Raw genomic sequence first — 11,528 nt, forward strand, 5'->3', positions numbered from 1 at the left:
GTTTTTACTATTTAAATGTATTAAAGTTTAATCGCCAAAATATTCGACGTAATTATTTTCTGTTTCGTGCAAACGGACACTATGTAAAATTACTCCCTGCTCATCAAACAAGGGTTTTAGAATCTTAAATATTTCGATTGCGATATTTTCAGTTGAAGCCATCACACCCTGCATAAAATCAACATCTAAATTAAAATTACGGTGATCAACCTTATCGATTATGCTACCATTGATTATTTCCTTCATAATCTTTAGGTCAATCAAAAAACCAGTTTCTGGATTAATATTTCCTTTAACTGTGACATAAAGATCATAATTATGCCCATGCCAATTCGGATTGGCACAAAGGCCAAAGACCTGTTCATTCTGCTCCTCACTCCAGTCTTCACGATAGAGCTTGTGCGCAGCACAGAAACGTTCACGACGAGTTATAAATACCATAATATACAAAGATAAGGCTTTAGGCGCAATTTTAACATTTCAATTTGAGGAATGCCGTCAGAATATCGTAATATAATGAAGTGCCTCTGCCATTCTTTATCCAACAGCGATAGGAGTTCCGTAGTCCAAGTCTTAACCTGTTAGCCAACGAATGGATAAAAATTTGAAACCAAACATTTGCTTACGCTTTAGGAGAATAGCAGTATTCATACCATATTGGCTCTTTTACGTAATTTTTCTTTAGATATGATTTAGCATTTAAATAGGTTTAGTTTAGATTCAACCTTTGTTATCCCTAATTAAAAGCTAAACTAAATAGCTATTGAAACCATATTAATGTATAATAATTTAATAGCGACTCTTAACTTTTGAATGTCTAAAACAATGACGCTCCATTGAGCTTATCAGTAATCATATCGTTAGCTGACACCAAATCATCCTTTGTATAAATAAAACTCAAATCTGTCAGTTGGACAAATAACAGGTACTATATTTTGTTATATAAAGACTTTTGCATGCAAGATAATTCGTAATTTTCCATCAAAAAAAGTTCGTCATGCAAATATTAGTTGTTGCGGCTACATCATTTGAATTGCAGCCGTTTCTGGAAGTGGCATCAACATACGATCGATGCGATACCCTCATTACTGGTGTCGGCATGGTAGCCACAGCCTTTGCGCTAGGAAGAGTACTTCATGAAAAAAAATATGATCTTCTTATTAATATAGGAATAGGGGGATGTTTGGATCGGCATGTTGAAATAGGTTCGGTCATCCAAGTAGTTTCAGAATCATTTATTGAGCTTGGCGCAGAAGACGGGCATAACTTTATTCCAATAGACCAATTGGGCTACGGAAAGTCCAGATTTTCCTCGTGCTTATTAGCCGACAAAGAGCTTCGCCTCCCATTTCTAAAGCAGGGGGAGGGCATTACCGTAAACAAAGTACATGGTCGTACAGAAAGTATTGAAAAAATCCTAAAGCTCCATCCCAATAGTCTCGTAGAGAGTATGGAGGGAGCTGCTGTTTTCTTTGCTGCGGACAAAATGGCTGTTCCCGTTATAGAGATTCGTGGTATTTCGAATTACGTAGAAAAAAGAAACCGTGCCACGTGGAACATTCCGTTAGCTATAATGAATAGTAATAAGGCACTTATAAAAACATTGGAATATCTGAGCAACTTATATTTAAAAATTTAATATGAAAGTCATTTACATATTAAAAAATGACATAAAACTATACAATTAGCGTGTTCAAATCTTCAAAATATCAATTTTAAATAGTAGATTTGTAATCTAAAAATTGACACTATTTTACAACTGATGAGAGAAATACAATTCAGAGAAGCACTTCGTGAAGCGATGAACGAAGAAATGCGTAAAGACGACAAAATATTTTTATTAGGAGAAGAAGTTGCTGAGTATAACGGAGCTTACAAAGTGAGTCAGGGTATGCTTGATGAATTCGGCGCAAAACGTATCATTGATACACCTATTGCTGAACTTGGTTTTGCGGGTATTGCTGTTGGAGCGGCAATGAATGGTTTAAAACCTATTGTGGAATTCATGACATTCAATTTTTCACTTGTTGCTATTGACCAAGTGATCAATGCAGCCGCAAAAATCCACTCAATGAGTGGCGGACAGTTCTCTATTCCAATGGTCTTTCGTGGTCCTACTGGAAATGCTGGCCAACTTGCAGCTCAACACTCTCAAAACTTCGAGAACTGGTTCGCAAATACGCCAGGTTTAAAAGTGGTGGTTCCTTCTAACCCATATGAGGCTAAAGGTCTATTAAAATCATCGATTATAGATCCAGATCCTGTCATCTTTATGGAATCTGAAGTGATGTACGGCGATAAAGGACAAGTTCCTGAAGAAGAATATTACTTGGAAATTGGAAAAGCAAACATTATCCAAGAAGGTACAGATGTAACTGTTGTATCTTTTGGTAAAATGCTTCCTCGCGTTGTCATTCCTGCAGTGGAAGAATTGAAAAAAGAAGGCGTAAGCGTTGAATTAATCGATTTGCGTTCCGTACGTCCAATTGATTACCCAACAATCATCGCATCTGTTAAGAAAACGAATCGCTTAGTGATTGTAGAAGAAGCATGGCCATTGGCATCTATTTCTACAGATTTAGCATTCAATGTTCAGCGCAGTGCATTTGACTATCTAGATGCGCCTGTAATACGCGTAAATTGCGCCGATGTACCACTTCCTTATGCTCCAACGTTAATCGAAGCGGCTCTGCCTAGCGTCGAAAAAGTTGTAAAAGCTGTTAAAGAAGTATCTTATATCAAAAAGTAATTTTTATTATTTATAAAAATCTAAATCCCTTTTACCATGTAGAAGGGATTTTTTTATATATTTAAATTGCCCAATTATTACTGATAAAAACATAAAAATTATAGATATGAAAAAAATAAGAATAACCTCATTGATAGCGGTATTTGCTTTCTTTGTTCTCTCGGCTTCCGCACAACAGAAATATACACTACGCGTAAATCCGGATGCAGGAAAGAAAATTTCACAAAACCTGAGTATGACTATGGACATCGACGCCGCTGGTCAAAAAATGACTACAGATCTCAATATGGGGTTTGATATAACCAATACAGCAACAAAAGATAATTTATTCGCATTTGATTTAAAATACACAGGAATCAATATGAAAATGAATATGGCGGGAATGGACATGTCATATGACTCAAAAAATCCAGAAGCTAATGATTTTTCTAAGCAGATGCATGCGACTTTAGGCAAGCTGCTAGAAAACAATATAACCTTCAATGTAAACCAAATTGGTAAGTCGTCGGATATCAAATTACCTGAAGGAATCAATATGCCGTTTGACAAAAGTATGTTCGAAAATATCAGCACTGTATTACCTGAGCAACCTGTTACCATCGGAGATTCATGGACATCAAAAACAGAATCTGATGATTCAGGAATAATGGTAGAAAGCAAAATGACATTAATAGAGGCAAATGAGCTTGGTTACAAAGTAAATGTGGAAGGAAAGATGTTTGGTCCTGATGCAAACCAAGTTGGCAATCTCCAAGGTTTTTATGTTTTGGATAAAAAAACCTGTCTTACCAAGGCAACTGAAATGATAAGCGATGTAGACATGCCGGAAGCCAAAATAAAGACCACATTAAAAAGTCAATAAACCATCAATTAGAACAAAAAAAAGGGACTATTAGGTCCCTTTCTTCATATAGATAGTTTTAAAACTACGCGTTAATCTCTTCTTTGTATTGTTCAGCGGTTAACAAAGCATCTACATCAGCAGCGTTGTTCAATTTAATACGAACAATCCAACCTTCTCCATAAGGATCAGAATTGACCAATTCAGGAGATGCATCAATAGCTTCATTAACAGATAAAATTGTAGCTGATACAGGCAAAAACAAATCAGAAACAGTTTTTACAGCTTCAATTGTTCCGAAAACTTCATTTGCGGCAATTTCATCACCTACAGTGTTAATGTCAACAAAAACGATGTCTCCCAATTCACGTTGAGCGAAATCAGTAATCCCTACAACTGCTTCATCACCTTCAACACGAATCCATTCGTGATCTTTGGTGTATTTCAATTCTGCTGGAAAATTCATTGTATTTAATTTTTTGATTTTTAATGCCGTGAAGTTACAAAATATCTTCAATTGTCAAAAATGATATTCATCATAACATTTTTGTGCTTAATTTTAAGCTATGAATCCTCAAATCGAAAGACTTTACCAAATTTCACGAAAGAAAGCGCGACTCATTATTGGCCTGATGTCTGGCACTTCCCTGGATGGTCTTGATATCGCAGTATGCCGCATAGAAAATGCAGGTAAAACAACAAAAATACAGCTAGAGAATTTTGCTACAATGGAGTATGAGGATGATTTTAGAGCACGAGTCCGTGAAGTATTTGCAAAACGAAATATCGACCAACAGTTATTTTCGGGACTCAATGCTTATATTGGAGTCACACATGCCAAATTAATCAATACAGCATTACGACAGTGGAATATACCAAGCAGCGAGATTGATTGTATAGCCAGCCATGGGCAAACCGTATACCATGCTCCCCAATCATTAACCAAAGACCGCAACTGGCCTAATAGTACCTTACAGATGGGCGATGGAGATCATATTGCCGTAAATACCGGCATCATAACCCTGTCTGACTTTAGACAGAAACATGTTGCTACGGGAGGGGAAGGGGCACCTTTGGCGGCGTATGGCGACTATCTACTTTTCTCGCATACAACAGAGAATCGATTCTTACTGAATATTGGCGGTATTTCTAATTTCACCTTTATCCCAAGCCATCAAACAAAATTGAAAGCCTATGCAACAGATCTCGGTCCAGGCAACACAATGATGAACCAATACATGAAGGCTAATTTTAATCAGGAGATGGATAGAGATGCCTATATGGCCAAAAAGGGACAAGTAAATGATGCGCTATTGAATCAATTATTAACAGAAGAATTTCTAACACTGCCCTTTCCAAAAACCACCGGGCCAGAACTATTTAATCTCGCTTATCTCGAAAAGGCGCAAGAGTGTTCGAAAACAACTCATATTCCACATGGAAACGTCATGGCAACCCTCAATCGCTTTGCGGCTCTTGCGATGGTCAACGGCATCCAAAAGCAGTCAGAAGGACTATCTGATGTGGCTGTATATATAAGTGGTGGTGGACTGCACAATCCATTGCTGTTTGATTACATCAAAAGGAGCTTACCTACCTGTAAAGTTGAAAGCTTTGCAACATTAGGTATCAATCCAGATGCAAAAGAGGCCGTCCTCTTTGCTTTGTTAGCAAATGAAACTTTGGTAGGCAACAAATCCAATGTAGCGCAAATTAAAGATTCGCCCGCTGTCTGCATGGGCAAAATCAGCTTACCCGAATAATTAATCCGTATCGATGGCTTCTTGTAAAAACTCTTTGAAAGGAAGCATACTTTTATAGGAAGCCACGATATTATCTAACGCATTTTTTGCAGATAAATCCTTAATAGTTAAAGATCTTTCCAACACAAAACTTTTCAATTTGATAAAGTCAATGAAAGGATTATCCTCACTATAGCCCGCAGGGGCACGCTTCAGTAAATCTTCTTTGAAAAGTGCAATATTACTACCTGTCAATACTGTTTTTAAAATTTCATCCAATTTATTTCCACTGTAATCAATTTCTTGTCTTATTGCCTCTAAATGTTGCTTTTCTGGACGCCAGTAGCCACATGCTATAAATGAATTTTCTGCACCGATATGGATATAGTACTCTGGTCCTTGTAGCTTTCTTCCATCAACAGATATTCCTGCCCCAAACCAACTTTTATAAGGTGTCTTATCATTTGAAAAGCGTGTATCACGGTAAATACGAAACAAACATTTACTTGCCTGTATGGAAGTATTGATTTTAGGGTCAAACTCACTTAAAGCCGCTATTAAATCCGTTAAAAAGCTTCTTACGTCAGCCAATGCAGCCTCATATTTAGCTCTGTTATCGGCAAACCATTCCCGGGAATTATTGGCTTTCAATTCCGTTAAAAAATCAAATGTAGAATTTTGAATGTGACTCATATTACAATCAATTGATTAAAAGTAAGAAAACATAGACCATAGGAGCCGCTAATAATAGCCCGTCAAATCTATCTAAAAAACCACCATGTCCGGGCAATATATTTCCAGAATCCTTTACGTGCAAACTACGCTTTAACATCGACTCAACTAAGTCACCCAAGGTTCCAACAATACTGATAATTGCCGCAATACTTATCCATTGCCAGAGCGGTAGATAACCAAAATACTTCTCCAGATTCACTGCAGCAACAATTGCCAAAATCAATCCACCGAAAAAACCTTCCCATGTCTTCTTTGGCGAGATCCGTTCGAATAGTTTACGTTTGCCGAAGCTTCGTCCAGCGAGATATGCCCCTGTATCGTTTATCCACAATAAGATCAAAAAACCTAAGGGCAACGCATAGTTAAAAGTTCCTTCCATAAATCCTAATTTGGAAAATAGGAAAAAAGGTAATGTAACATACGCTATTCCCAAAAAAGTATAGGCAATATCATTAAAAGGAAAAGTTCTCTTCTGAAAAAGTGAGATAATAAAAGTCGCACTTATAAATGGAATAATCAGTGCTAAAAATTTTACCGCAAGCAGATTCATCGAGATTAAGGATCCCACAACAAACAGTACCAAGGCCATGACTATACCAATCATCTTATTTGGTGCGCGTTCATCCGACGAAACGATCCCATAAAATTCATAAAGGCACCATGTACTGAGCAATGTAAAAAAGATGGAGTAAACGTATGCCCCGAAAAGAGTAGCTGCTATCATGACAGCTACAAAGATTACTCCTGTTATTGCTCTTGTTTTCATAAATTAATATCCCCTTCTGCTTCCTCAATTAATCGTTCAGCCATTTCGATAGATCCTTCGTTGACATAAAGTTCAATTTTTCCAAATAGATAAGAAGAATCTTGCTTATTCAAAACAACGGCAGGAATTCCATGCTCTTCCAACATTTGTTTGACTATCTCCGCCTGAATAGCATTTGTATATGTTTTAATTTTTTTCCAATCGTTCTCCATTGTTTTCTTTTTGCGTTGTTCGATAAAATAAGAGTACAAAAATAAGAGTAAAAATGAAGGCTACAAGATATATCCACCAAGATTGTAACTCAAATGCATTGAGCTCATCATAGCTTTTTCCTAGCCTAGCATAATAGAATGACATCACTGTAGCTCCAGCATTATTCACAAAATGCCCAAAGATGGCTAGCAGAATATTTTTACTCCATAAATAAAGGTAGCCAAAAAATGCCCCTAATAGCATACGGGGGATAAAACCAAAAAATTGCAGATGTATTGCACTAAAAATAACCGCTACAATCCAGATAACAACATGGGGATTATGCAACCATCTCCCGACTATATTTTGTAAAACACCTCGAAATAACAGTTCCTCTCCGATGGCGGGAATCAATGCCAGTACAATGATGTTGAACAGAAAGCCAACAATACCTGATTCCATGATAATACCGCGAACCAAATTTCCCGAATCCTTTTCACTTTGCTCCATCCAACGTTGCAACGATTGCATATTATCAGGCAATTGTAAGGATTCATTCCAGTGACCGATCAGACTCATAAGAGGCATAAAAGCGAGCATAGCAAATAAAACATAGGCAAACTGTGCCACCTTAGGTATATAGCTGGATTGGAAATATTTAATCCCATAGCCTTCATACATATTCATCAAATAGGCCGGAATTACAAAAGATCCGAGACTGCTCATTAGCAACAATAATCGCATCTCATTGGCAGAACCATTCATAATGACCTCAATAGAAATCACCTGTCCGGTCATCTTATAATAAAAGAACAGCAGGATAATATAGAAAACTTGTGATACAAATGTAAAACCGATGACCATTAAGATCAAACGCAACAAAGATTGAAAGGGAGAAGTAGTTTGTTCGGGAAACATATGTATTAAATATACGCTAAAGATAACAATAAAAGCAGGTAAAGCCAATATTCAGCCTAATGCTGCTCCATTCAAAATCATCAAAAGTTGCTATTGTATATCATCCAATCGCATAAAAAAGGGCTTTGAAATTTATCAAAGCCCTTAATATTTACAGTATTTTAATTCACCCGGATAGGATCGGCTGGTTTTTGCAAATTTTTGTACGGATAAGTTTTCATTTCTTCCAACAAGATCTTTACCGTTCTTTCAAGTTGAGGATCACGACCTTCTAAAAGATCCTTTGGTAATTGTTCGATAAACACATCTGGGGCAACTCCTTCATTTTCAATGATCCAATTTCCTTTCAAATCATATACACCAAAATTTGGAGATGTTATCCGGCCTCCATCCAACAATGGAGGATAACCGCTGATACCTACTAAGATTCCCATTGTGGTACGCCCAACCAATTTGCCTAATCCCTTAAAACGGAACATATAAGGCATCATATCACCGCCCGAACCGGCATTTTCATTGATGATCATGGCTTTCGGTCCATAAATACCGTTACCGGGTGTCGTGAATCCCTTTCCATCACGAATGCCCCAGCCGGCAATTAACTCGCGAGACAAGAGGTCGATCACATAATCAGCAACCCATCCGCCACCGTTGTTCCGTTCGTCCATCAGAAGAGCCTTTTTATCCATCTGAGCGAAGTAATAACGATTGAAATAAGTATACCCCTCAGGGCCGGTGTTCGGCATGTACACGTAAGCTATTTGGCCATTACTCAATTCATTCACTCTTTTACGGTTTCGCTCTACCCATTCCATGCTACGCAAGTTCATTTCATCGCCAAAAGAAATCGGTTTAACAATGACTTCACGCGCGCCAACCAATGAAGGTTTTGAATTGATCTTGAGCATCACTTGCTTGCCCACAGTATTGTCAAATAAGCTATAGATATCTTTATCTTCAGTCAATTCTATACCATTCACAGCAACAATATAATCTCCTTCCTTGATGTTCAATCCAGGTTCAGCCAATGGTGCTTTGAAAGAAGGATTCCATTCTAGGCGCGTAAATAATTTAGCGATCTGATAGTAACCATTCTTTAGCGTATAATCTGCTCCAAGCACACCAACAGAAACTGAAGGTGTAGAAGGCTGATCTCCTGGATAAATATAATTATGTCCTACGACCATTTCTCCCATCATTTCATTCAATAAATAACCAAGATCAGAACGATGGTTGACAAAAGGTAGGAATTTTTCATATTTAGCTTTCATTGCTTTCCAGTCGGCGCCATGCATATTTTCCACGTAAAAATAATCCTTTTGCATTGACCAAACTTCATTGAACACCTGCTTCCATTCCGCTGCGGGATCCACCAGTTGCTGGATTCCAGCTAATTTGATTTCTCCAGCAGTAGGTGAAGCAACTTTTTGCCCAGCATTTACGATATTAAAACCATTTCCCGTTTGGTACAACATTTTCTTACCATCAGCACTAATAACATAACTACGTGCATTTTCCACTAAGGTTTTATTTTCGAGTTCCTTAAAATCATAGGCACCAATCGTTCCACCGCGTTGATAGGTCAATTGATTAGGTACTAAACCATTCAGGTTCCAATAAGGACCTGCCGGTAAAGGCAGCGCAACAATTCGATTTTCTATACGATCGAAATCGACCGGAATAGATTTGTCAACCGGCTTGCTTGCAACATACTCTTCCTTCTTATCCTTTTTAGGAGCTTTTTTATCATTCTCTTTTACACGTTCCTTTTTATTATTCTCTCCCTCTTCCTTTTTATCAGGTTTATCTTCACGGATTTGCTCATCATCACTATCGTTTTTAAAGAATGATGGTGTTTTGCTCGACAGGATAAAAGCATAGACTGCATAATCTACGTTACGCTGTACAGCGGACATATGTAAACCAGAATTTGTTAAACCTGTATTTGTACTCGCCGTGAAAAATAAATATTTACCATCTTGCGAAAATGCAGTACTGCGGGCAGAGCTCATACCATCCGTAATTTGCTGCGTTTTCTTTGTATCTAAGTTATACATGAACACAGCAGGTACTCCATTTTCCAGCGTACGAATAAAGGATATCCATTTAGAATCTGGAGACCAGCTTGGCTGGAAATGATTAGATACCCGCCCTGTTTGCCCACTTAATTTATCATCAGCAACTTTGACAACTGCTTTAGAAGCGATGTCAATATAATACAGATTGAGATGCGAATCATTGTAAAATAATTTTTTTGAATCGGGCGACCAAGTCGGCTCAAAATAGAAATTAGTTTCACCCAAATTAAAATATAATGGTTTATCTTTTCCGAACTGATCTGTCAGCACCAACTGATAGGACCCATTTTTGTCTGAAATATAAGATACCCATTTACCGTTTGGAGACCAATCTGGAAAACGCTCATGAGAACCCGGTGAATTTGATAAATTTCGAGCCTCCCCCTTTTCTTTTGGCACTGTAAATATCTCTCCTCTCGCCTCAAATAGTGCGCGCTGACCAGTTGGTGATAGCGTAGCATAACGTATATCATCCTTGATATCTTTATAAAACGGCCTTTTATACATCACATCAGTGTTTACACTGATATGTAGCGGAGTCACTTTATTATTGCTTAAACTCAACGTATTGAGTGTTCCAGCATATTCAAAAATCAATTCTGCGCCATTACCATTGAGTGAACGTACATCATAGTCTTTAAAATCTGTTAATTTATCTATCTTCTTGGTTTTGGTATCATAACTGAAGATATTAACAATTTTATCGCGGTCAGACAAGAAATAAACCTTATTACCCAACCATAGTGGCTTAACATCATTGCTTTTAACTTGCGGAATTGCTTCTATTTCTTTGGTTTTCGTATCGAATATCCAAATTGTCGGCATACCGCCACCCCGATAACGTTTAAAGGCTACCCGGTCTCTTTCTGTCGGATCGGTATTCTTGATATAGGCCCAATAGCGACCATCCGCAGAAGGGCTGCCCTGCGTGGCTTCAGGCATCATCAATGCCTTGTCCATTCCTGACATTTGTATATTGGAACTATATAATCGCGGACTTAAAGCATAGGTAAAATCTCGCGATGTTGTATAGTATACTTCATCATTGTTAAGCCACCCACGTAATACATCCGAAGAGGGATGATAAGTGATACGCTTGGGTTCACCTCCTGCTACAGGTATTACATAGACGTCAGTATTTCCGTCATAGTTGCCTGTAAATGCCACTTTCTTACCATCAGGAGAAAACATCGGATTCTGCTCTACACCAGGATTGGTTGTTAGTCGTCTCGGATTAGTGCCATTTTTGTCTGCAATCCAAATATCTCCACCATAGACAAAAGCGATATTATTAGCGCTTATACTTGGATTTCGAAGCAATAAGGTTTCTTGCGCTTTTGCTGATAGAAAAGTTGTTCCGACCAAAAATGCTGCAATTAGCTTGAAGTGAGTTCTATTCATAAACATGTTAAGGTTAAAATTTACCACATACAAAACTACGATTTTGCACAGTGGACCTAGTTAGTATATCAACAAAGTTGCATAAAAAAATGATTAAAAAAAAAAG

At 37.7% G+C, this 11,528-nt stretch carries 11 protein-coding genes; 4 read left to right on the forward strand and 7 right to left on the reverse strand.

Translation table 11 applies throughout. The features are described from left to right. Window positions 1-27 precede the first annotated feature (27 nt). Window positions 28-441, reverse strand: coding sequence for a 6-pyruvoyl trahydropterin synthase family protein (locus B2107_RS12010; RefSeq protein ID WP_293955859.1), 414 nt, complete (start codon window positions 439-441; stop codon window positions 28-30). 556 nt (window positions 442-997) lie between these two features. Here B2107_RS12010 and mqnB point away from each other — a divergent pair. From mqnB to B2107_RS12025, 3 genes are all read left to right on the forward strand, one after another. After that, the gene (gene mqnB / locus B2107_RS12015; RefSeq protein WP_293955860.1) at window positions 998-1,639 is read left to right on the forward strand and encodes a futalosine hydrolase; all 642 of its coding nucleotides are present in this window, start codon (window positions 998-1,000) and stop codon (window positions 1,637-1,639) included. Window positions 1,640-1,762: 123 nt separating this feature from the next. Then, window positions 1,763-2,749 (forward strand): pyruvate dehydrogenase complex E1 component subunit beta, encoded by a 987-nt coding sequence (locus B2107_RS12020; RefSeq protein WP_293955861.1) that lies wholly within the window; start codon window positions 1,763-1,765, stop codon window positions 2,747-2,749. A 106-nt stretch (window positions 2,750-2,855) separates the two neighbouring features. After that, complete coding sequence (locus tag B2107_RS12025) at window positions 2,856-3,611, forward strand: DUF6263 family protein (RefSeq protein ID WP_293955862.1); 756 nt, start codon at window positions 2,856-2,858, stop codon at window positions 3,609-3,611. Window positions 3,612-3,675: 64 nt separating this feature from the next. On the opposite strand, the gene gcvH is transcribed toward B2107_RS12025, so the two are convergent. After that, window positions 3,676-4,056: a glycine cleavage system protein GcvH gene (gcvH, locus tag B2107_RS12030; RefSeq protein ID WP_293886491.1), complete on the reverse strand. Its 381-nt coding sequence runs from the start codon at window positions 4,054-4,056 to the stop codon at window positions 3,676-3,678. 100 nt (window positions 4,057-4,156) lie between these two features. On the opposite strand from gcvH, the gene B2107_RS12035 reads away from it, so the two are divergent. After that, a complete protein-coding gene (locus tag B2107_RS12035; RefSeq protein ID WP_293955863.1) occupies window positions 4,157-5,353 on the forward strand; it encodes an anhydro-N-acetylmuramic acid kinase in 1,197 nt (398 codons plus the stop codon). Here B2107_RS12035 and B2107_RS12040 read toward each other — a convergent pair whose 3' ends face one another. The 5 genes from B2107_RS12040 to B2107_RS12060 all read right to left on the reverse strand — a co-directional run bounded on the left by B2107_RS12040 (window position 5,354) and on the right by B2107_RS12060 (window position 11,422). Then, window positions 5,354-6,025: a DUF2461 domain-containing protein gene (locus B2107_RS12040; RefSeq protein WP_293955864.1), complete on the reverse strand. Its 672-nt coding sequence runs from the start codon at window positions 6,023-6,025 to the stop codon at window positions 5,354-5,356. A 7-nt stretch (window positions 6,026-6,032) separates the two neighbouring features. Continuing rightward, a complete protein-coding gene (locus B2107_RS12045; RefSeq protein ID WP_293955865.1) occupies window positions 6,033-6,833 on the reverse strand; it encodes a phosphatidate cytidylyltransferase in 801 nt (266 codons plus the stop codon). Then, complete coding sequence (locus tag B2107_RS12050) at window positions 6,830-7,045, reverse strand: DUF2007 domain-containing protein (RefSeq protein ID WP_209576943.1); 216 nt, start codon at window positions 7,043-7,045, stop codon at window positions 6,830-6,832. The genes B2107_RS12045 and B2107_RS12050 overlap by 4 nt, the downstream gene beginning before the upstream one ends. Next, window positions 7,020-7,943 (reverse strand): CPBP family intramembrane glutamic endopeptidase, encoded by a 924-nt coding sequence (locus B2107_RS12055; RefSeq protein WP_293955866.1) that lies wholly within the window; start codon window positions 7,941-7,943, stop codon window positions 7,020-7,022. Before B2107_RS12055 ends, B2107_RS12050 begins: the two co-directional genes overlap by 26 nt. Window positions 7,944-8,104: 161 nt before the next feature. Then, window positions 8,105-11,422 (reverse strand): S41 family peptidase, encoded by a 3,318-nt coding sequence (locus B2107_RS12060; RefSeq protein ID WP_293955867.1) that lies wholly within the window; start codon window positions 11,420-11,422, stop codon window positions 8,105-8,107. Window positions 11,423-11,528 lie beyond the last annotated feature (106 nt).

The sequence above is a fragment of the Sphingobacterium sp. UBA7855 genome, assembly GCA_002500745.1.
Classification (GTDB): Bacteria; Bacteroidota; Bacteroidia; order Sphingobacteriales; family Sphingobacteriaceae; genus Sphingobacterium.

Bases quoted from the DNA above. Each gene is read 5' to 3' on its own strand.
- B2107_RS12010 (WP_293955859.1), bottom strand. From the start codon at position 441: ATGGTATTTATAACTCGTCGTGAACGTTTCTGTGCTGCGCACAAGCTC.
- mqnB (WP_293955860.1), top strand. From the start codon at position 998: ATGCAAATATTAGTTGTTGCGGCTACATCATTTGAATTGCAGCCGTTT.
- B2107_RS12020 (WP_293955861.1), top strand. From the start codon at position 1,763: ATGAGAGAAATACAATTCAGAGAAGCACTTCGTGAAGCGATGAACGAA.
- B2107_RS12025 (WP_293955862.1), top strand. From the start codon at position 2,856: ATGAAAAAAATAAGAATAACCTCATTGATAGCGGTATTTGCTTTCTTT.
- gcvH (WP_293886491.1), bottom strand. From the start codon at position 4,056: ATGAATTTTCCAGCAGAATTGAAATACACCAAAGATCACGAATGGATT.
- B2107_RS12035 (WP_293955863.1), top strand. From the start codon at position 4,157: ATGAATCCTCAAATCGAAAGACTTTACCAAATTTCACGAAAGAAAGCG.
- B2107_RS12040 (WP_293955864.1), bottom strand. From the start codon at position 6,025: ATGAGTCACATTCAAAATTCTACATTTGATTTTTTAACGGAATTGAAA.
- B2107_RS12045 (WP_293955865.1), bottom strand. From the start codon at position 6,833: ATGAAAACAAGAGCAATAACAGGAGTAATCTTTGTAGCTGTCATGATA.
- B2107_RS12050 (WP_209576943.1), bottom strand. From the start codon at position 7,045: ATGGAGAACGATTGGAAAAAAATTAAAACATATACAAATGCTATTCAG.
- B2107_RS12055 (WP_293955866.1), bottom strand. From the start codon at position 7,943: ATGTTTCCCGAACAAACTACTTCTCCCTTTCAATCTTTGTTGCGTTTG.
- B2107_RS12060 (WP_293955867.1), bottom strand. From the start codon at position 11,422: ATGAATAGAACTCACTTCAAGCTAATTGCAGCATTTTTGGTCGGAACA.